At 72.0% G+C, this 20680-nt stretch carries 20 protein-coding genes; 10 read left to right on the forward strand and 10 right to left on the reverse strand.

All coding sequences use genetic code 11. From position 1 onward, the window contains the following. Positions 1 to 29 precede the first annotated feature (29 nt). Positions 30 to 959, forward strand: a complete 930-nt coding sequence (locus tag RWH44_RS14145; protein ID WP_316005073.1) for an LLM class F420-dependent oxidoreductase — start codon at positions 30 to 32, stop codon at positions 957 to 959. A 19-nt stretch (positions 960 to 978) separates the two neighbouring features. Here RWH44_RS14145 and tadA read toward each other — a convergent pair whose 3' ends face one another. After that, positions 979 to 1410: a tRNA adenosine(34) deaminase TadA gene (gene tadA, locus RWH44_RS14150; RefSeq protein ID WP_316005169.1), complete on the reverse strand. Its 432-nt coding sequence runs from the start codon at positions 1408 to 1410 to the stop codon at positions 979 to 981. 101 nt (positions 1411 to 1511) lie between these two features. Between tadA and upp the strand changes: the two genes are divergently transcribed. After that, entirely contained in the window at positions 1512 to 2144 is a 633-nt protein-coding gene (upp, locus tag RWH44_RS14155) for a uracil phosphoribosyltransferase (RefSeq protein WP_076677423.1), read from the forward strand. Between the two features lie 171 nt (positions 2145 to 2315). Here the strand turns inward: upp and RWH44_RS14160 are convergent, their stop codons facing one another. After that, a complete protein-coding gene (locus RWH44_RS14160) occupies positions 2316 to 5858 on the reverse strand; it encodes a TM0106 family RecB-like putative nuclease (RefSeq protein ID WP_316005074.1) in 3543 nt (1180 codons plus the stop codon). A 108-nt stretch (positions 5859 to 5966) separates the two neighbouring features. Between RWH44_RS14160 and RWH44_RS14165 the strand changes: the two genes are divergently transcribed. Next, the gene (locus tag RWH44_RS14165) at positions 5967 to 8027 is read left to right on the forward strand and encodes an NAD(+) synthase (protein ID WP_316005075.1); all 2061 of its coding nucleotides are present in this window, start codon (positions 5967 to 5969) and stop codon (positions 8025 to 8027) included. A gap of 12 nt (positions 8028 to 8039) precedes the next feature. Here the strand turns inward: RWH44_RS14165 and RWH44_RS14170 are convergent, their stop codons facing one another. Continuing rightward, entirely contained in the window at positions 8040 to 8540 is a 501-nt protein-coding gene (locus RWH44_RS14170) for a DUF427 domain-containing protein (RefSeq protein WP_316005076.1), read from the reverse strand. A gap of 90 nt (positions 8541 to 8630) precedes the next feature. On the opposite strand from RWH44_RS14170, the gene RWH44_RS14175 reads away from it, so the two are divergent. From RWH44_RS14175 to RWH44_RS14190, 4 genes are all read left to right on the forward strand, one after another. Further along, positions 8631 to 8828 (forward strand): hypothetical protein, encoded by a 198-nt coding sequence (locus tag RWH44_RS14175; RefSeq protein ID WP_298873998.1) that lies wholly within the window; start codon positions 8631 to 8633, stop codon positions 8826 to 8828. After that, positions 8825 to 8965 carry a hypothetical protein gene (locus RWH44_RS14180; protein WP_167494236.1) on the forward strand — a complete coding sequence of 47 codons (141 nt, stop codon included), beginning with the start codon at positions 8825 to 8827 and terminating at the stop codon, positions 8963 to 8965. The genes RWH44_RS14175 and RWH44_RS14180 overlap by 4 nt, the downstream gene beginning before the upstream one ends. A gap of 218 nt (positions 8966 to 9183) precedes the next feature. After that, entirely contained in the window at positions 9184 to 10128 is a 945-nt protein-coding gene (locus tag RWH44_RS14185) for an aldo/keto reductase (RefSeq protein WP_298874000.1), read from the forward strand. A 95-nt stretch (positions 10129 to 10223) separates the two neighbouring features. Further along, positions 10224 to 10781, forward strand: coding sequence for a phosphorylase family protein (locus tag RWH44_RS14190; protein ID WP_316005077.1), 558 nt, complete (start codon positions 10224 to 10226; stop codon positions 10779 to 10781). A gap of 30 nt (positions 10782 to 10811) precedes the next feature. Here RWH44_RS14190 and RWH44_RS14195 read toward each other — a convergent pair whose 3' ends face one another. The 7 genes from RWH44_RS14195 to RWH44_RS14225 form a co-directional block, all read right to left on the reverse strand. Continuing rightward, entirely contained in the window at positions 10812 to 12314 is a 1503-nt protein-coding gene (locus RWH44_RS14195) for an MFS transporter (protein WP_316005078.1), read from the reverse strand. 156 nt (positions 12315 to 12470) lie between these two features. Next, on the reverse strand, positions 12471 to 12653 hold the full coding sequence (locus RWH44_RS14200; RefSeq protein ID WP_298874005.1) for a hypothetical protein: 183 nt from the start codon (positions 12651 to 12653) through the stop codon (positions 12471 to 12473). Between the two features lie 35 nt (positions 12654 to 12688). Next, positions 12689 to 15799 (reverse strand): AAA family ATPase, encoded by a 3111-nt coding sequence (locus tag RWH44_RS14205; RefSeq protein ID WP_316005079.1) that lies wholly within the window; start codon positions 15797 to 15799, stop codon positions 12689 to 12691. Next, positions 15796 to 16950 carry an exonuclease SbcCD subunit D gene (locus tag RWH44_RS14210; protein ID WP_316005080.1) on the reverse strand — a complete coding sequence of 385 codons (1155 nt, stop codon included), beginning with the start codon at positions 16948 to 16950 and terminating at the stop codon, positions 15796 to 15798. The genes RWH44_RS14205 and RWH44_RS14210 overlap by 4 nt, the downstream gene beginning before the upstream one ends. 144 nt (positions 16951 to 17094) lie before the next feature. Continuing rightward, positions 17095 to 17412, reverse strand: coding sequence for a hypothetical protein (locus RWH44_RS14215; RefSeq protein ID WP_316005081.1), 318 nt, complete (start codon positions 17410 to 17412; stop codon positions 17095 to 17097). Position 17413: 1 nt separating this feature from the next. After that, a complete protein-coding gene (locus RWH44_RS14220) occupies positions 17414 to 17623 on the reverse strand; it encodes a hypothetical protein (protein ID WP_316005082.1) in 210 nt (69 codons plus the stop codon). Positions 17624 to 17786: 163 nt separating this feature from the next. Continuing rightward, positions 17787 to 18086: a GNAT family N-acetyltransferase gene (locus RWH44_RS14225; RefSeq protein WP_298874015.1), complete on the reverse strand. Its 300-nt coding sequence runs from the start codon at positions 18084 to 18086 to the stop codon at positions 17787 to 17789. A gap of 441 nt (positions 18087 to 18527) precedes the next feature. Between RWH44_RS14225 and RWH44_RS14230 the strand changes: the two genes are divergently transcribed. The 3 genes from RWH44_RS14230 to RWH44_RS14240 all read left to right on the forward strand — a co-directional run bounded on the left by RWH44_RS14230 (position 18528) and on the right by RWH44_RS14240 (position 20669). Next, complete coding sequence (locus tag RWH44_RS14230) at positions 18528 to 19292, forward strand: winged helix-turn-helix domain-containing protein (RefSeq protein ID WP_316005083.1); 765 nt, start codon at positions 18528 to 18530, stop codon at positions 19290 to 19292. A gap of 73 nt (positions 19293 to 19365) precedes the next feature. Further along, complete coding sequence (locus RWH44_RS14235; RefSeq protein WP_316005084.1) at positions 19366 to 20355, forward strand: DNA-3-methyladenine glycosylase family protein; 990 nt, start codon at positions 19366 to 19368, stop codon at positions 20353 to 20355. A 92-nt stretch (positions 20356 to 20447) separates the two neighbouring features. Beyond that, positions 20448 to 20669, forward strand: coding sequence for a hypothetical protein (locus RWH44_RS14240; RefSeq protein WP_298874020.1), 222 nt, complete (start codon positions 20448 to 20450; stop codon positions 20667 to 20669). Positions 20670 to 20680 lie beyond the last annotated feature (11 nt).

A 20680-nucleotide genomic window follows, 5' to 3' on the forward strand; every position in this document is an offset into this window, starting at 1 on the left:
CCCCGCCGCGCCCGACTTCGGAGGCTCCCGTGGAGTACTGCCTGTTCACCGAGCCCCAGCAGGGGTTCACCTACGACGACCAGCTCGCGTTCGCGCAGTCGGCCGAGCGGCACGGCCTCGACGGGTTCTTCCGCTCCGACCACTACCTGCGCATGGGCGAGGGCGACCCGCGCCCCGGCCCCACCGACGCGTGGACGACGCTCGCCGGCCTCTCCCGCGAGACCTCGCGCATCCGGCTCGGAACCCTCGTCTCGTCGGTCACCTACCGGGTGCCCTCGATCCTCGCGATCCAGGTCGCCCAGGTCGACGCGATGTCGGGCGGGCGCGCCGAGCTCGGGCTCGGCACGGGCTGGTTCGAGCGGGAGCATGCCGCGTACGGCATCCCCTTCCCCGCGAAGCGGTTCGATCTGCTCGAGGAGCAGCTGCAGGTCGTGACGGGCCTGTGGCAGACCCCGGATGCCGAGACGTTCTCGTTCGCGGGAGCGCACTACCGCCTCGACGACGCGCCCGCCCTGCCCAAGCCGGAGCAGGAGCGTGTGCCGGTGATCGTCGGCGGTGGAGGGCCGAAGCGCACCCCCGCGCTCGCCGCCCGCTACGCGACGGAGTTCAACATCGGCTTCGTTGCCGAGGACGTCGTCGCCGAGAAGTTCGCCGTCGTGCGCGCCGCGTGCGAGGCGATCGACCGCGATCCCGCCACGCTGAAGCTCTCGGTCGCCCTGCCCACCATCGTCGGGCAGGACGACGCCGAGATCTCTCGTCGAGCCGAGGCCATCGGGCAAACGCGCGAGCAGTTCGACAACGGTGCCAACCTCATCGGGACCCCGGCGCAGATCGCCGAGAAGGTCCACCGGCTCCGCGAGCTCGGCGCGGAGCGCGTCTACTTCCAGCTCATGGACCTGCGCGACGTCGCGCACGCCGATCTCGTCGGCGCCGAGGTGCTGCCCCTGCTGCCGCGCTGACGGGCCTCGGCGCCGCGGATCATCGTCGGTCGACGAAGAACGCCCGCAGCTGGGCGGCCGCGCGCTCTTCTTCGACCCCGCCGATCACCTCGACGCGGTGCGGCAGGCGCCTGTCGCGCAGGACGTCGTACATCGATCCCGCGGCGCCCGCCTTGGCATCCCACGATCCGAAGACCACGCGGGGCACGCGCGCCTGCAGGATCGCCCCGGCGCACATCACGCAGGGCTCCAACGTGACCACGAGGGTGCAGTCGGCGAGGTGCCAGGAACCGATCCGGGATGCCGCCGCGCGAAGCGCCACGATCTCGGCGTGCGCCGTGGGATCGTTCGTGGCCTCGCGGAGGTTGCGCCCTTCGCCGATGACGGTGCCCTCGGCGTCGACCACGACGGCGCCGACCGGGACGTCGCCCTCCCCCTGCGCCAGGTCCGCGAGCACGAGCGCCCGACGCATCGCGGCGAGATCGCGAACGGTGGGGGTCACGGGGGCTCCGGAGGACGATGGCGGAAAAACGACGGCTGAGGCGCGCGGAGGAAGAGGTTAGCCTTGAGCCTATGCGTGTCCACGTCGCCGATCACCCGCTCATCACCCACAAGCTCACGGTGCTGCGTGACGTGCAGACGTCGTCGCCGGTCTTCCGCCAGCTCACCGAGGAGCTCGTGACGCTCCTCGCCTACGAAGCGACCCGCAACGTGCGCGTCGACCCGATCGAGATCCAGACCCCCGTCACCACGACGATGGGCGTCAAGATCAGCGAGCCGCGGCCGATCGTCGTCCCGATCCTGCGCGCGGGCCTCGGCATGCTCGAGGGGATGGTGAAGCTCCTCCCCACCGCGGAGGTCGGCTTCCTGGGGATGGTGCGCGACGAGGAGACCTTCGAGCCCACCACGTACGCCGAGCGCCTCCCCGACGACCTGAGCGACCGCCAGTGCTTCGTGCTCGACCCGATGCTCGCGACCGGCGGCTCGCTGGGCGCGGCCATCAAGTTCCTGTTCGCCCGCGGCGCGCAGGACGTGACCGCGATCTGCCTGCTCGGTGCCCCCGAGGGCGTCGCGGCGATCGAGAAGCAGGTCGAGGGTCACGATGTGACGCTCGTGCTGGGCGCCGTCGACGAGCGCCTGAACGAGAAGGGCTACATCGTGCCCGGCCTCGGCGACGCGGGCGACCGCCTGTACGGCACGGCCTGAGACAGCCGACGGGGTTCGCGGCACGCCGGGGCTCACCCTCTCGGCGGGCCGGGATGCGGTCCGAACGCCCGGCGGGCCGGGATGCGACCCGAACGCCCGACGAGCCGGGATGCGACCCGAACGCCCGACGAGCCGGGATGCGGTCCGAACGCCCGGCGTCGCTGCCTGCGGTCAGGCGTTCGCGCCCACCAGACGCGCGAAGGCGCTGAGGCGGGCGACGCCCTCGGGCGTGCGCGGCAGATCGTCGAGCAGGGCGGGCGACGAGACGATGTAGGCCGCCTGCATCGCGCGGGAGACGGCGACGTTGATGCGATTGCGCAGCAACAGGAACTCGAGCCCGCGCGGAGCGTCGCGGCCCGACGACGCGGCCAGGGTGAGGATCGCGACGATCGCCTCCTTCCCCTGGAACCGATCGACCGTGCCGACGGGGACGTCGGAGAACCCGGCCGCTGCCAATGCTTCCTCGACGGCGACCTGCTGCGCGTTGTACGGGGTGATGACGATGATGTCGTCGGCACGCAGCGCGCGCGGTGGCTCGACGATCGCGGTGTCTCCGGCCCCGCCCTCGGCCCCCGTCCATCGGCGCCCGACGAGGTCGGCGACGATGCGCACGACTTCGTCGGCCTCCTCCGCGGACGCCGTGGCGTTGCCGCGATGGGACACCGGACGCACGTGCACTCCCGGGGCGATGCCGTCGAGGTGGCGGAGCGCCGTGGACGGATGCGCCGCGAGGCGGCCCTCGTACGACAGCCGCGACACCGGCTCGGCGACCGCGGGGTGCATGCGGCGGGTTCGAGCGAGGAAGTACCCCAGATCGGCGGGAACGACCTCGGCCCCGTCGATGATCCAGCCGAGCGCCGAGGTGTCGACCGGCTCCGGGTGCGTGCCCTGACTGACCTGCGGTAGCTGCTGCGGATCGCCGAGCAGCAGCAGACGCGTCGCCGCGAGGGAGACGGCGATGGTCGAGGCGAGCGAGAACTGGCCCGCCTCGTCGATGACGAGCAGGTCGAGGCTGCCGCGAGGGATGCGTGCCTCGTGACTGAAATCCCACGCGGTGCCGCCGACGACGAAACCGTGAGCGGCGTTCTCGGCCGTGAACGCCGCGACGCCGTTCTTGGGCAGCACCGTGAAGGCGTGTTCAGCCCCGGGATCTTTCGGCGCCTTGCCTACCCGGGATGCCGGGACGCCCGCCGCGATGACCCGGTCGAGCATGTGCTCGATCGTCGCGTGCGACTGGGCCACCACGCCCACACGGAAACCGCGTTCGGCGACCAATCGCGCAATGACGTGCGACCCGACGTAGGTCTTGCCCGTGCCGGGGGGACCTTGCACCGCGAGATAGCTGTGGTCGAGGTCGGCCACGCTGCGGGCGATCGCCGTCGCCTCGTCGTCGCCGGGGGCGCCCGCGATCGCGGTCACCGGGGCGAGGCCGCCGGAGCGGGTGCGGGGAGGGACGCGGCGCAGGATGTCGGCCGCGGGACCGTCGGGGATGCGCGGCGCGGCCGCGAGCACCTCATCGGCCCATGCGTTGATCGCCTTCTGCTGGTTGCCTGCCCGCGGAGGGGCGGGAGGCGTGAGCGCGAGCGGCAGTTCGTCCCACGTGACGCCGTCGGCCGCGATCTCCTCGACGACCACTCCGTCGTCGAGCACCTCGCGCACCGTCACGCGGCGCGCGCCGTGGATCCAGCGGGGGCGGGTCTCGAGCGGGAACGGCGCCGGGAGGTCGTAGACGGCGAACGGTTCGGCATCCGGGCTCACCCGAGTACCGGGAGCCAGCTCGCCGCGCAGCTCGACCAGTCGTCGCTCCGACCCGCGGCCCGATTCGGCGACGTGCCAATCGGTCACCACCCGCGAGCGCACCGCGTCGACGACGATCACGTCGCGCGTCTCCTCCCACACCGACACCGGCTCGCGAAGGCGCAGGAAATGGGTGGCCCAGTAGGTCTTCTCTTCGCGCGGGTAGTAGTCGATCGCGGCCGCGGCCAGGCGCAGCGCCGTCGCATCGGGCTCGACGGCGTCGGCGGCCCACCGCTGGAGAGCCGTCGCGCGCGGCGAGGGCTCGTAGGCCTGCTCGTCGGGCTCGGCCGCGCGGGAGGGAACGGCCCCGGACTCGCGCGCTCGATCGACCAGCCAGTCGCGCAGACGCCGGGTGGAGACGCAGTCGTAGCGGTTGTAGTCCGCGAGGTCGTCGAGAACCCGCTGGGCCCCCGTGGCGTCGCCGTCGGCGGCCAGGGCACGCGCCTCGACGTACTTGACGATCGAGTCGTCGCCGCGCTGCACGTCGCTCGTGCGCACCTCGTCGCCCATGTAGAGCGGCTCGAGCTTCTTGATCGAGTACGACCTCGACCCGACCCGCAGCGCCCGGCGCACGACCGGATACAGGTCGACGAAGACCCCGTCGCGCAGCAGTCGGTCGACGTCGGCCTCGCGGACGCCGTAGCGGGCCGCCATGGTGAGCAGATGCGTCGGCTCGTAGGGGGCGTAGTGGTAGATGTGCATTCCCGGATACTGCTGACGCCGGAGCGCGACCATGTCGAGGAAGCGCTCGAGGGCGACGCGCTCCTCGGCGAATGTGTGCGCCCACAGGGCGCCATAGGTCTCGCGGCTGTCGACCCAGCCGAAGAGGTAATCGATGCCCCAGTGCTCGCCGGTTCCCTCGGTGTAGAGCGGGTCGCCCTCGAAGTCGAAGAACAGGTCGCCGTGGTCGGGTCGGGGCAGCACGCCGAGCGACTTCGGCGCGACGACCTCGAACGTCGGCACGGCGTGGGCGGAGACCTCGGCACCGGGCACGCCCGCGGGACTCTCGAGCTGCAGCCGCGCCTGCGTGCGCAGCGAGACGAAGGTGTCGGCGCTCATCGCCAGCGGCGCCTGCGTGGCCGCGGCCAGGGCGTCGATCGTCTCGATGCCGGCCGCGCGGAGCCGTTCGCGCTGCACCGGCCGCATTCCCGCCACGAGCAGCAGGTCGCGGTGAGCGACGACCTCGAGCTCGCACGTGGCGCAGCGACCGCACGCCACGACGTCGAGGGAGCCTCGACCGTCGCCCCAGGCGATCGCCTCGCCCGCGGCCCCCTGCGCGACGTCGCGGTCGGCGATCAGGGCGCGCAGGCGCGCGCGACGTAGCGCGAACACCGGCAGCAGGTCGTCGACGCGATGCGTGCTCGTCGTGCCGTCGCCGAGGAGGAGTTGCACCTCGTCGGATCGCGGGACGCCGAGTCGATCGAGTTGGTCGACGTAGGCCGCCAGCTGCATGAGGGCGGTGACGCGCGCGCGGCGCGCCAGCTTGGTGTCTTGCACGATCCAGGGCCGCGTGCCCTCGGCATCCGCTCCGGACGCGCGCACGAGGAAATCGGCGAAGCCGACGAACTCGGCCGTCGAGAACGCGGCCTGGTAGACCACCTCGGCGGCCGGGTCGGCGAGGGCGGCGTCGGTGAGGCGCACCGCCTCGGAAAGAGCTGCGGCGTCGGACGAACGGGCGGCGGGGATCTCGCGCACGGCGTCGCCGAAGCGGACGCGGTAGTCGTCGAGCACGCGGAGCTCATGGGCGGTGCCGAGACGCGCGGCGCGCTCGAGCGTGGCGTCTTCGGGATCGTCGACGGGGGCGATCCGCCCGAGCTTGGCGTCGATCGCTCGGAGCCAGGCGAACTCGCACTCGGCCGCCGCCTTGAGGTCGCTGGCGCTCCAGACGACCCGATCGTCTTGCTCGATGTACCGCATGGTGCTCCACGCTAATCGCGACCTCCGACATCGGGTTCACGGCATCCACAGTCCACAGGTCGCGCGGATCCACCCCACGCCGTCGGAGGGGCCTGACAGACTGGTCGGGTGATCACCGACCTGCCGTTCGAGAGCGCGTACCGGCACGGCTTCGCGCGCGTCGCCGCCTGCACCGTCCCGGTCGCCGTGGCCGACCCCGCCGCCAACGTCGAGGCGGTGCTCGCGTCGGCCCGCGCGTGCCACGACGAGGGGGTCGCGGTCGCCGTCTTCCCCGAGCTGTGTCTCACGGGCTACGCGATCGACGACCTGGTGATGCAGGACCCCCTGCTCGACGCCGTCGAGGCCGCCGTGGCCCGGCTGGTCGCGGCATCCGTCGATCTGCTCCCCGTCCTGCTCGTGGGAGCCCCGCTGCGCCACGGCAACCGCCTGTTCAACTGCGCGGTCGTCATCCACCGCGGTCGCATCCTCGGTGTCGCGCCCAAGGCGTATCTGCCCACCTACCGCGAGTTCTACGAGCAGCGCTGGTACGCGCGCGGCGACGACCAGGTCGGCCAGCACATCACGATCGCCGGCGAGACGGTGCCGTTCGGTCCCGACCTGCTGTTCACCGCCGTCGACGTCCCGGGCCTGACGCTGCACGCGGAGGTCTGCGAAGACGTGTGGGTGCCCGTTCCCCCCTCCTCCGGTGCCGCGCTGGCCGGGGCGACCGTCCTGGCGAACCTGTCGGGCAGCCCCATCACGATCGGCCGAGCCGACGACCGCACCCTGCTCTCGCAGTCGCAGTCGATGCGCTGTCTCGCCGCGTACGTCTACGCCGCGGCCGGACAGGGCGAATCGACCAACGACGTCTCGTGGGACGGCCAGACGATGATCTACGAGGGCGGGCAGCTGCTCGCCACGACCGAGCGCTTCCCCGACGGCCCGCGGCACAGCGTGGCCGACGTCGATTTGGATCGCCTTCGCCAGGACCGCCTGCGCCAGGGCACCTTCGACGACAACCGCCGCACGGTGGGTCCGGTGTTCCGCACGGTGTCGTTCGAGCTGACGCCGCCCGCGGGCGACATCGGACTCCGACGCGCCCTCGACCGCTTCCCGTTCGTCCCCGACGACCCCGACCGCCTCGCCCAGGATTGCTACGAGGCGTTCAACATCCAGGTGTCGGGTCTCGTGCAGCGGCTCGAGGCGATCGGTCGACCGAAGCCCGTCCTCGGTGTCAGCGGGGGCCTCGACTCCACCCACGCCCTGCTCGTGATCGCCCGCGCGATGGACCGGATGGGGCGCCCCCGCAGCGACATCCTCGCGTACACGCTCCCGGGGTTCGCGACCAGCGCCAAGACGAAGCGCAACGCCATCGCCCTCGCCGAGGCCATCGGGGCCACGATCGAGGAGATCGACATCCGCCCGGCGGCATCCGAGATGCTCTCCCGCATGGGGCACCCCTTCGCCGCGGGCGAGCCGGTGCACGACGTGACATTCGAGAACGTGCAGGCGGGCCTGCGCACCGACTACCTGTTCCGCCTCGCGAACATGCACGGCGGCATCGTGGTGGGCACGGGCGATCTGTCCGAGATCGCGCTCGGGTGGTCGACCTACGGCGTCGGCGACCAGATGAGCCACTACTCGGTCAACCCCGGGGTGCCGAAGACCCTCATCCAGCACGTCATCCGCTGGGTCATCGGCTCGGGAGAGCTGAGCCCCGAGACGGTGTCGGTGCTGCAGGCGGTGCTCGACACCGAGATCAGCCCCGAGCTCGTGCCGGCGGGTCAAGACGGCCGCATGCAGTCGACCGAAGACCGCATCGGGCCCTACAACCTGCACGACTTCACGCTGTACCACGTGCTGCGCTTCGGATTCCGTCCGTCGAAGATCGCCTTCCTCGCCGCGCACGCCTGGTCGGATCCGGATGCCGGAGCCTGGCCACCGGGCTATCCCGAGGGCGAGCGCCCGTCGTACGACCTCGTCACCGTCGCGACGTGGCTCGAGGTCTTCCTCACGCGGTTCTTCGGATTCGCGCAGTTCAAGCGCACGGCCATCCCGAACGGGCCGAAGGTGTCGCCCGCAGGGTCGTTGTCACCGCGCGGCGACTGGCGTGCGCCGTCCGACGGAAACGCCCGCGCCTGGCTGGCCGAGCTGCACGCGGCCGTGCCCCAGGCGTTCGCTCACGACTGACGAGGAGTGGGGCTACCAGCCCATCGATCCCGGGACGCCCTTGAACGGGCCGGCCAGGTCCTTGGTCACCCAGCCCCCGTAGAAGCCGCCCGGCTGCGGTTCGACGACCTCTCCGCCGAGGATGCACCGGTCCATCTCCCCGGCGTAGACGGCGACCCGATCGTCGAGGATCTCGTACCCGGGCATCGGATGCGGGTAGTTCCAGGCCGCGCGAACGGCGACCGCTCCCCCACCGCCGTGGACGTCGAAGTAGCGCGCGCCGCCCTTGAACTCGCAGAACGAGGCCCCCTCCCCGAGGGTGAGGGCATCACCGAAGGCCACGATGGGCAGGTAGTAGACCGGCGGATGACTCGTCTCCAGGACGCGCACCACGTCGTCGGTGTCGGCGATCCGCACCCCGCCGAAGTCGATCTGCGCCCGCTTGTGCACCCGCTCGACGCGAGGTGGCCGCGGATAGTCCCATACGGACTCCTGGCCGGGGCGGACGGGATCGGGAACGGGGCGCAGCTGCATGCGGATACGCTACGCCCGGAACGGGCACGGCGGGTCGGATCGGCTCAGGAGACCCACAGCTTTCGGTAGCCTGGGCGGGAGGGGGACAGCGTGAGCGATCAGAAGACGTCGAGCACCGATCGGCGGTACCGGGTGTACCAGATCGGCGGCATCGTGCTGGCCGTGCTGTTCCTCGCCCTCGGCGTGGCCGCCTACCTCACCGGAGGTGGACCGATCATCGCCGCCATCGCCGTCATCGGAGGTCTCGCTGTGCTCATCGTCTCGATCGTGATGATGGTGCGCTCGTGAGCGCGCCCGAGGGTCCCGCCGGCGACGGCAAGAAGAAGTACCCCGCCGGAACGGTCGTGATCTGGATCGCCGGAGCCGGCATCGGCCTGTGGCTTCTCGTCAGCGGACTGATCGGCATCCTGTCCGGGGGAAGCTGACCGACGCGTCGCGGTGATGCGCGCGAGCGCGCGTCGCGGTGATGCGCGCGAGCGCGCGTCGCGGTGATGCGCGCGAGCGCGCGTCGCGGCCATGCGCGCGTCGAGCGCACTGCGAGCGAGCGCCCGCCACGGGAACGCGCGCCACCGCGCGTCGCGGGAATGCGCACGGACGCAGGTCGTTGTCCTCGAGGTCACTCGACCTCTGCAGAAAGGGCATCATGACGCGCATCGGACGCAGCGACCTCGACATCCTCCCCCTCTCGCTCGGCGGCAACGTGTTCGGCTGGACCGCCGACCGCGACGCCTCGTTCGCGGTGCTCGATGCGTTCCACGCGGGCGGCGGGAACTTCATCGACACCGCCGACGCCTACAGCGCCTGGGCCCCCGGCAACTCGGGCGGCGAGAGCGAAACCCTCATCGGCGAGTGGCTCGCCTCCCGCAAGCCGGAGAACGTCGTCGTGGCCACGAAGGTGAGCCAGCACCCCGACTTCCGCGGCCTGTCCGCGAAGAACGTCCGTGCCGCGGCCGAGGCCTCGCTCTCGCGACTCGGCGTCGACACCATCGATCTGTACTACGCGCACTTCGACGACGAGCAGACGCCCCTGGAAGAGACCGTCGCCGCGTTCGCCGACCTCGTCACGGACGGTCTCGTGCGCTACGTCGCGGTGTCGAACTACACCGCGGCCCGCATCCGCGAGTGGATCTCGCTCGCCGAGGCCGCCGGCGCCGACCTCCCCGTCGCCGTGCAGCCGCACTACAACCTCGTGCACCGCACCGAGGTCGAGCGCGACATCGTCCCCGTCGCCGAGCAGTACGGCATGTCGCTCGTGCCGTACTACGCCCTGGCCAGCGGATTCCTCACGGGCAAGTACCGCAGCGCGGATGCCACGGGCGACTCGCCGCGGGCTGAGGGCGCGGCCAAGCTGGCCACCCCGGCCGGTCTCGCCCTGATCGACGCCCTCGAAGAGGTCGGTCGCGCTCACGGGGCGTCGATCGCGACGACGGCCCTCGCCTGGCTGCGCGCGCAGCCGACCGTCGCGGCCCCCATCGCGAGCGCGTCGAAGGTGTCGCAGGTCGCCGATCTCCTGGCCAGCGCCTCGCTCGAGCTGGCCCCGGAGGAGATCTCGCGTCTCACGGCCGTGTCGGACGCAGCACAGGGCTGAGTTCGCGCCCGTGTCCCGCCCCGGGCGGGACACGGGCGACGCCCGCTCGCTCCCGGCATCCGTTCTCGTGCGTCGATACCGACGAGAATGAGGGGGTGAAACTCCTGGTCGCCGCCCACGCATCCGAACTCGTCGCCTTCGAAGACCACCTTCCCGGCTTCGAACGCCTGCTCACCGGCGTGGGCAAGATCCCGGCCGCCTATGCGCTCACGCGCGCTCTGTCGACGGGTGAGTACGAGGAGATCGTGGTCGTCGGAACGGCCGGCGCGATCGACGACGCCGTCGAGGGCGGGATCTACGACCTCGCCGGGGCGATCCAGCACGACGTGAAGGGCTTGGACGGGACGTTCGGCGAGCACGTCTCGCTGCCGACCCGCGTCGAGACGGGCCACGACGGTCTCGTCATCGCCACGGGCGACCATTTCGTCGACGACGCTGACACCGTGCGACGCATCCGCGAGCTGGGCGCGAGCCTGGTCGACATGGAGTCGTACGCGCTCATCTGGGTCGCGCAGCAGTTCGACGTGCCCATCCGCATCCTGCGCGCCGTGTCCGACCGCGCCCAGGACGGCGCGACCGAACTGTGGGACGACGTGGTCGAGCGCTGCAGTCATGAGCTGCGCGCCGAGATCCGCACCCGCTACGGCGTCTGAACCTCGTCATCGCACGGGCGGTGCGACGGCTCAGGGCGTCTGCGACCCCGACCGCGCCCGCCCGGCGAGGTCGGCCACGCCGACGATGAGCGCCAGCCCGAGGAAGATGCCGACGGTGATCATGCCCGACGCGTAGGCGTCGTGGTACAGCACGACGGTGTCGTCGACGCTGCCCTGCTCGCGATAGACCGTGGCGTAGAACAGGGCCAGGGCGATCGCCGTCCCCACGGCCGTGCCGATGCGCTGGCCCAGCTGCCCGACGGAGCCGGCGACCCCGCCGCTGCGGACCGGGATGTCGGCGAGGGTGAGCGTCTGGTTCGGTGAGATCACGAGGCCACCGGCGAAACCGCCGAACACCATCACGGCGGCCATCGCCCATGGCGTCCACTCGGGAGCGGTGAAGAGCGCCACGAGCACGAGGCCACCCGCGGTGGCCACCATCCCGAGGATGCCCCACACCACGAGGGGACGACCGAGCCGGGTCACGAGATTGCCGCCGACCCACGAACTCGCCGCCGAGGCGACCGCGAACCCGATCGTCACCATCCCGGCGAAGACCGGCGCGAGCCCCAGACCGCCCTGCAGGAAGAGCGTGCCGAGCAGGAACATCGCGGGCACGGCGGAGAAGTACGCCGTCGAGATCAGCACGCCGTTGCGGTACGACGACAGCGAGAAGATCGAGAAGGGCATCAGCGGCATCCGTCCCCGATCCGCGTAACGGCGCTCCCAGAACACGAAGGCCGCTGCGAAGACGACGGATGCCACCAGCAGCCACCATCGGTTGGGATCGTCGTCGGGGCTGCCCGTCGTGAAGAGGAACGGCCACATCAGGGCGAGGATCGTCAACGCGAACAGCAGCACGCCGACCGGGTCGAGGTCGAGCCGGCGCCGCGACTTCTCGCGCGTGTTCGGCAGGAGCCACGCCGCGAGGGCGATGACGATCGCCACGAGGGGGATGTTGATCCAGAAGATCAGCCGCCACCCGTCGGTGTCGCCGCCCAACGCGATGAGCAGGCCTCCGAGGGTCGGGCCGAAGGCCGTCGCGATGCCGATCGTGGCCCCGAACAGACCGAAGGCGCGCCCGCGCTCCTTGCCCTGGAACAGCTGCTGCACCAATCCGAGCACCTGGGGCATCTGGATGCCGGCAGCCACACCCTGCAGCAGACGGGCGACCAGGAGCACGGTCGTGTTCGGTGCGAGCGCGCAGGCGAGGCTCGTGACCAGGAACAGCGACAGGCCCACGAGGAAGAGCACCCGGCGCGAGCGGATGTCGCCAAGACGCCCCGCCGGCACCAGCACGAGCCCGAACGTGAGGATGTAGCCCGAGACGACGAGCTGCAGCTCGGTGGGGCCGGCGTTCAGGGCCGCCTCGATCGACGGAAGGGCGACGTTGACCTTCGTCAGGTCGAGGATGGTCAGCGCCGCCACGGCGACGGCGACCCAGTACGCCCTCCAGCGGTGCTTCGGCGACAGCACGATGTCGCGGGTGACGGGGTGGGCGGTGTCTGCGGGGGCGGGCGGTTTATCGGGCATCGAGGGGGACGCTACTCCCGGCCTCCGACACCACGGCCGGGGTTGCGTCGCGGGAACCGGCCGCTACCGCCGCGGGTGATCGATCGGCAGGATGCGTCGTAGACCCGCCGTGCCCCGCGACGGGTCGTCGGCCCACGGGCGCGCCTCTCCGTCGGCTCAGTCGACGTCGCGTCGGGCGAACACGGCCCGCAGCACGAGGAACACGATGAGGGCGACGATCGCGACGGCGACGAGGCGGAACACGAAGGCGACGAGAGAGAACAGCACGTTCACCACGAACCAGGCGATGATCACGGCCGCGATGACCCCGAGAACGGTCCAGAGGGTGCTCTTGCGCATGCGTTCAGCCTAGAGGGGCGCGTCGGTGATGGTTCTCAGACCGCCGCCATCCCGTGATCGTGGCGGATGATGCTCGGGCCGCGCGGGGTCGCCGACACGTGCAACTGTGCGGGCAGTTGGTCCTTCATCGACGCCACGTGGCTGATGACACCCACCGTGCGTCCGCCCTGGCGCAGCTCGTCGAGCGTGCGCATCGCGAGATCGAGGGTGTCGTCGTCGAGGGACCCGAAGCCCTCGTCGATGAAGAGCGTGTCGAGATGGATGCCGCCCGCCCGGGCGGTGACCACTTCGGCCAGTCCGAGCGCCAGTGCGAGCGAGGTCAGGAAGGTCTCTCCGCCCGACAGCGACTGCGGTGGTCGGCACTGACCGGTGAAGGCGTCCATGATCTCGAGGCCCAGCCCGCTCGCGGCGCCGCGAGCGGCGAGCGCGTCGGTGTGCTGCAGACGATAGCGGCCCGACGACATGTCACCGAGGCGCACGTTGGCGGCCGCGACGATCTCTTCGAGCTCGGCTGCCAGGACGAAGGTCTCCAACGTCATGCGGCGGGTGTTCGGTGCGCGGCCCGCGACGGTGTCGGCCAGGCGTGCGATGACCGCGTGATCCTCGGCCAGCGCCGCCACCGAGGCGTGAGCAGCGTCGGCGCGCTCCGCGAGCGCCCGGAGTCGCTCGGCCAGCGCCCGCGCCGCCGCGTGAGCAGCCGCGGCCGCCTGCACGGCGGCCCGCGCGGAGGCGACCTCGGCGACGAACGGCGCGAGGTCGAGGGGCTCGTCATCCGATCCGACCAACTGCAGTTCGAGTTCGAGGAGCCGCTGTCTCGTGGAGGCGACGTTCGCCGCGTGCTCGGCGACCACCGCGTCGATCCGACGTCGCTCGGCGTCGGGCCGCAGCGCCGCGGCGACGGCGTCCGCATCGGGGAAGGAGCTGCCCGCGATCGACGTGTCGAGGGCGCGGGCGGCGACCTCCCGCGCGTCGAGCGCGCGGAGATGATCGGCGCGCGCGTCGCGGAGCTCGCGGATGGCGTCGCGTCGCGCCCGGAGGTCGCGCTGTCGCGCGGCGACCGTGTCGAACGACCCGCGCGCGTCGGCCACCACCCGCTGGAGGTCATCGGCACGCTGCCGCGCGAGCGCGAGCTCCTGACGGGACTCGGCGAGCTCGTCGCCCACCTCGTCGAGGCGTCGCGCGATCTTCTCCGCGAGGTCGGCCGCCGCCGCACGCTCGAGCCGCACCCGCTCGTGCTCCCGCGCGTCGGCGGTCGCCTGGGCAACGGCCTGCTCGGCCACCGTGAGGCGGGTCGCCAGCGTTTCGACGTCTTCTCCGCCCGCGCGAGCCGCGGCCAGCGCGTGGGCGTCGCGTGCGACCCGCGCTGCGTCGGATGCCAGACGGTCTTCTTCCGCGGCGAGGTTCTTGCGCTCTTCGGCCGCCGCGAGCTCGTCATCGGAGACGGGTGCGGCGCCGCCCCGCGCGGGGCGGGGGTGTTCGCGCGCGCCGCACACCGCGCACGGCTCTCCGTCGACGAGATCGTGGGCGAGTTCGACGGCGGCCCCTTCGAGCCTCCGCCGCAGGAGCGCGGTCCACGCCTCGACGGCGCGCTGGAGGGCGTCGGAGCGGACGAGCGACGCGAGGTCGGCCTGATCGCGCTTCTCCGACAGCCGAGCCGCCTCGCGGGACGCCTCGAGTCGGCGGCGCACCTCGTCGCGCGTGGCGACCGCGGCCTCTCGACCGGCTGCGCCCGCGGCCAGCTCGGCGAGGCGCTCGTCGAGGTCGGTCAGCATCGCGGGGACGTCGGCACGCCCGGCGAGCAGGGTCTCCCGTTCGGCCTCGGCTTTCGCCGCCCGTTCGGCGAGGCGCTCGACGCGGACATCGACCTCACGCGCCTCGACTTCGGCGGCGAGCGCCGTCTCTCCCCGCGACAGCGACGCCGCGAGCTCGTCGGCGCGACGACTCAGGGCGTCGTCGTCGAGGTCGACGGCACCACTCCCTCCGGCCGCTTCCTCGGAGGTCTCACGCTCCGTGTCGCTTTCGCTGCCGACCGCTTCACCGAGCTCCCTCGCCCCGCGGGCGGCGGTGCGCACGCGCTCGCTCGTGTCTGCCGCGGCCGAGGCCGTCGCCACGGCCCCCTCGAGGGCGGCACGGATGCCCTCCGCTTCGGCCGCCAGAGCAGCCTCCGCGCGGAGCGCCTCGATCCGTTCGTCATCGGCCTCCAGCGTCTCCAGGCGTCCGCGGACCCGCTGCCGTTCATCCTGGTGCCCCCGCAAGGCGGTCGCTTCGCGCTCCGCGAGCAGGGCGGCGTCGAGGCGCACGTCGGCGGCCTCGCGCTCGCGTGCGAAGGTCTCGACGCGGTACTCGGCACGGTCGACGGCGCGGACGATGCGGGCGAGCCGGTCGACGCTCGAGAGCGCACCGGGATCGGCGCCGACGCCGGCCGATCGATCCGCGTCGGCGTCGGCGTCGACATCGGCGGCGCCGACGGCGTCGAGCTCCCCGGCCAGGCGTTCCGCCTCGTCGAGCAGCGTCGCCACCTCGACGCCCTCGGCCGCGAGCGCGTCGTGGGCTCGTTTGCGACGGTCGTCGAGGTCGGTGGCGTACTGCTCGAAGGTGCGGGTGCCGAAGAGGGTGCGCAGCAGACTCAGTCGCTCGTCGTTCTTCGCGAGCAGGAACCGCGCGAAGCGGTTCTGAGCGAGCAGGATGACCTGGAGGAACTGCTGCTGCGTGAGCCCGAGGATCTCGTCGAGGTGCGCCGCGACGTCGACCGGGCGTGCGGCCACGCCGGTCCACCCCTCGGAGGCCGACACCTCGAGCAGCGCCCGGTGGGGTTCTCTGGTGGTTCCCCCGCCTCGACGCTTGGGCCGCTCGAACTCGGGGGATCGCGTGATGCGCCAGCGCCGCCCGGCGGCGCTGAACTCGAGCGTCACCCGCGTCGGGTCGTCGGGGCCGCAGTGATCGCTGCGCAGCCGACGCTCCGCTCCGTCGTACCGCGGGACTCCCCCGTAAAGGGCGTAGCAGACGCCGTCGAGCACGCTCGACTTGCCCGCACCCGTGCGCCCGGTGATGAGGAAGATCCCGTCGGCGGCGAAGGCGTCGAAGTCGACGGTCTGCGTCTCGAGGAAGGGCCCGAAGCCCTCGAGCTCGAGGCGGTGCAGCTTCACGACCGCGCCTCCGCGACTCGACGCGCGTCGAGCACCTCGCGGATGAGGGCTCGTTCGGCCTCGGACGCCGCCTCGCCCTCGCGGACGTGCGAGAGGAACGCGTCGATGACTTCGCCGTCGTCGCGCGCCGCGCGCACGCGCTGGGCGTAGCCCACGGCGTCGTCGTCCATCGTGTTCTCGGGGAGGTGCACGACGGTGGCGCACCACGGGAAACGGGCCTGCAGCCGGCGCATCGGATCGGGCTGCGGGGTGGCGTCGGTGTATTCGGCGCGCACCCAGTGCTCGTCGTGGCCGGCGAAACGCTCGTCGGTGAGCAGGTCGTCGAGCGGGCCCCGCAGGGTCGCGAGGGGCCGCGGGACGGGCAGAGCGAGCCACGAGACCGCGGCGAGACCGTCGGCGCCGAGATCGACGAGCCACGAGCCCCGCGGTTTGCCGGCCTCACCGAAGCTGTAGTGCAACGGCGCCCCCGCGTAGCGCACGCGGTCGGACAGCTGCTGACGACCGTGGATGTGCCCCAGGGCGACGTAGTCGGGTCCGTCGAAGGTCGACAGCGGGACGACGTCGAGACCGCCCTGACGGATCTCGCGCTCGACGCCGGGCGTGGAGTCGACCCCCGCAGCGAAGCAGTGGGCGGCGACGACCGCGCGACCGCCGCGCGCGGACAGGTCGGCCCGGACGATCTCGAACGCGTGCGCCATCGTCTGCGCTTGGCTGCGCAGCTCGACGCCCGCCCACAGGTGGCGGACGATCGCGGGTTCGAGATACGGGATGCCGTACACGTGCACCGGACCGTGCTCGTCGACGAGGGTGACCGGGGTGCCCACCGTCGCGGGGTCGGTGATCACCGTGATCTCATCGCGCAGCAGCGCCGACTGGAAGCCGAGCCGAGCCGCCGAGTCGTGGTTGCCGCTGGTGACGACGACCCGCGCACCGGTCTCGGCCAGCGAGGCCAGCGTCTGCGTGAGGACGGGGTAGCAGGCGGCCGAGGGAGCGGCCGAATCGAACACGTCTCCTGCGACGATGACCACGTCGACGGCGTTTTCGCGCACCTGCTCCACGAGCGTGGCGAGCACCGTGCTCAGCGCGTCGAGCGTCGAGTGCCCGTGGAAGGTGCGCCCGATGTGCCAGTCGGAGGTGTGCAGGATCCGCATGCAGCCACGGTACGTCGCACCTCCGACATCGGCTCGCAGCGACGCCCGGCCGGGGTGCGACCGTGGTGGTCCCGAGACAGCGGGCCCCTCCGCGCGCACGAGCGCCCCGCATCCGAGGAGGGTGCGGGGCGCTCGTGAAGACGGTCAGGACGCGGCGACCTCCGCCGCGAGTGCCCGGATGCGGTCGTCGCCCAGGTCGAGCCCGACCTCTGCGAAGCGCTGACGCAGCACATCGGCGATGCGTTCCTCGCTCTTGTCCCCGACGTCGGCGCGCGTCTGCACGACCACGCCCTGGATGCGGGCTTCGTCATCGGTGGGGTGGGTGTCCATGGCCGGCTCCGACTGCTCGTCGGGCCGCGCGACCTTGCGGTCGCGGTGCACGGCGCCGCCCACCGAGTCGGCTGCTCCGGCGCCGCCGTCGGCGCTGTCGCTGGGCTGGGGGGCCCGGGTCTCGTTCGTCATGTCACTCCTCCGTGCTCAGGTCGGGGTCGATGCCGTGGCTGGCGGCGTCGCCCTCGATGGGATCCGAGGGCGCGGCGTCGTTCAGGCGCGGCGATCCCTTGGCGCTCTCGTTGCGCGCGGCGGTCTCGGCGTCGGCGACGGCGCCGCTCTCCCAGCCTCCGGGCGGGTCGGCGTCGATGACGCCTTCGGGTAGATCGCGGTCGTCGTTCATGACTCCCCCTTTCGAGATGTCCAGCTTCGCGGGGCCGGGGGGCCGCCGGGCAGGGGTTGACGCTCGCCGCACGCGCGCGTAGGCGCGGGAGGACGCTGTTCGCCTCAGACCCGATCGACCACGAGCCCGACACCCGGCCCGACGCGTCGGCGCCGGTCGGGGGTCAGGACGAGCGGCGCGCCTGCAGCAGTCCCGCCCGCTCGGGGTGCGCCTCGAACCACTCCCCCACGTACCAGCAGACGGGGATGATCTCGCGGTCGCCCTCGGCCTCGATCGCATCGACGGCCCGCTCGGTGATGACGGCGGCGTATCCGTGCCCCCGGAAGGTCGGGACGGTGAATGCGCGCGTGAGGGCGATGGTGCGCCCGTCGTCGCGGTAATCGAGCACGGAGACGAGGTCACCCCCGTGGTGGAGGGTGAAGCGGGATGCCGTCTTGTCGTCGGCGAAACTCAGGTCGGCCATGCCGAGAGAGTACGCCGCTCCCGAACGGGCAGGCGTTCTCACGCAGAATGCCCAGCTCGCACCAGGGATGGCCCCTCACAGTTGAGCAGAATGCGCGACGCTCGCCCGCCCGGTCCGGATTTGACCATTCACGACGCGGTAGGTAATAATCGCCCCCATGACTGTGACTGTGCGTTCTCTGTCCGCCCGGGAGGCGAACAGGACTGCCGGCATGATGATGCCCGGCCGCGCTGTCATGTGTTGTCGAATGTGCCGCTAACAGCGACCCCTCGCCCGGACGACCTCGAGCTTCTGAACGCCGACCTCGTCCCCCGGTCACCTGAGACTCGCGTCGATCACGCGATCCACGGTTCCGCGCTCCGGCCCTTCGGCCCCCACCTCCCGTCGAACCCCGCTCTCTGACGACGCTTCCGGGTTCACCCACCCAAGGACTTTCTTCTCATGTCGATCTCCGCTGTTCTCGACCGCCCCCAGACCGCCTCCGCCGCCCGCCCGCTGACTCCGCGCGTGACGGTGCCCGCCACTCCTCGCGCCGCGACCCCGCGTCCTTCTGCGGTGAGCGCCCCCGCCGACCCCGCCGCCGACGCCCCCCGCGCGGCGACCGCCACCGCTCCGCGGGGATTCGCTCTCTACGTCGGAATCGACGAGGCCAAGGCCGCCGCCGCCGGGGTCAGCCTCGGCACGTTGGTCGAGGCGCTGCGCCGCACCCTCGGTGAACTGGCTCCCGCCGCCGAGACGTACGCGACCGTCGCACTGGCTCCGGTGGGCTCGGGCGGCCGCGACGTCGACGTGGTCCGCCTCGCGCTTCACGAGCCGTCGGCCGTGGCCCGTACCAAGGACGAACCCGCCGAGGAGGACCGCGCGCCCGGCGGCGTGGTCGTCGACATCTCCCGCAAGCGCGTGCTCATCGACGGCGAGTCCGCGGCGTTCACGTTCAAGGAGTTCGAGCTGCTGCAGTACCTCGTCCTGCGCGAGGGGCGCACGATCGAGCGCACCGAGCTGGTCGCCTCCCTGTGGGAGGGCGCGACCGACGAAGACGCCCCGGGCGAGCGCACCATCGACGTGCACGTGCGGCGCCTGCGCGCGAAGCTCGGCGCCTACGAGGACATCGTGCGCACCGTGCGCGGCGTCGGCTACCGCTTCGACCGTCACGCCGACGTCTCGATCCGCTACGGACACGGCACGCCCTCGCCTGACCGCTTCTGATCATCGCGGCCTCCGCGCGGCGGATCGGAACCGTGGATGCCACGATGTCGGTGATGCCACGTAGGGTGTCGGCATGAGATCGACCGGGGAGCGCACGCGGCGCGCGACGCGAGACCTTCTCGCACCGCCCGAGCGCCCGCTTGAGACCGAATACCGCCCCGCTCGTGCGGTCGACATCTCGCGCGCGGTCTCCGCGCAGCGCCACGGCGTCAACGACCCGACCTACCTCGCGACCGCGCCCCTGGCGAGCGGCGGCGTCGTCTGGCGGGTCAGCCGTACGCCGATCGGCGTCGCGACGCTCGCCATCCGGCAGCGTGCCGGCGGCGATGTGCGCGCGGCAGCATGGGGTCCGGGCGCCTCGTGGGCGCTCGATCAGCTCCCCGCCCTGTGCGGCGCGCTCGACGATGCCGACGGCTTCGACGCGTCTCGGCATCCGTCGGTCGCGCAGTGGCACCACCGGCATCCCGACCTCCGTATCGGACGCACCGACCTCGTGTTCGACGCGCTGGTGAGCGCCATCATGGAGCAGAAGGTCACGAGCATGCAGGCGTTCTCCGCGTGGCGCAGCATCGTCACCTGGTACGGAGAGCGGGCGCCGGGCCCGACGCCGCGCCCGATGTTCGCTCCCCCCGACATCGAGGGCTGGCGGCACGTCCCCTCGTGGGCCTGGCACCGCGCCGGTCTCGAGCCGCCCCAGTCGCGCACCATCGTCGAGACCGCACGGCGCGGGGCCACCGTCGTCCGTGCGGCGAGCGCGGCGATCGACGGCGAGGCGCGCGACCGCGTGTTCATCGGTCTGCGCGGCGTGGGCATCTGGACCAGTGCCGAGACGCGCATCCGCGCCTTCGGAGACCCGGATGCCGTGAGCGTGGGCGACTACCACCTCGCTCACCAGGTGGGGTACGCCCTCACCGGTCATCGCACCGACGACGACGGCATGCTCGAACTGCTGGAACCGTTCGCGGGGCACCGACAGCGCGTCATCCGCCTCATCTACGCCGGTGCCGGTCTGGAGCCCCGCCGCGGTCCGCGCCTGCACCCGGAAGACCATCGCGACCGGTGACCGACCCCGCCCGCGTGCCACCCGCACGACGCACGCAACCACCCGGCGGGGTCGAACGCGCGCCGCTCATGCACCCCGCCTAGTCTGGGCGCATGACGCAATCAGGCACCGGCTGGCCGCGCGGACGCACGTACTGGGTCCTCGGCAGCGTGCTGCTGCTGGGGCTCGGCATCCTCTTCGGCCTCGTCTGGCAGAACGTGTGGCTCGGCGTCGTGATCGCCGCGGCCGTCTCGGTCGGCTGGCTCATCGCCTACGAATCGAGCCGCGGCCGCAACGTCGGCGTGAACGACCCCGACAACGGCATCCAGCTCTGACGTCGCCGCGG

Origin of the sequence: Microbacterium phycohabitans (assembly GCF_032464935.1) — a bacterium.
GTDB classification, from domain to species: domain Bacteria; phylum Actinomycetota; class Actinomycetes; order Actinomycetales; family Microbacteriaceae; genus Microbacterium; species Microbacterium phycohabitans.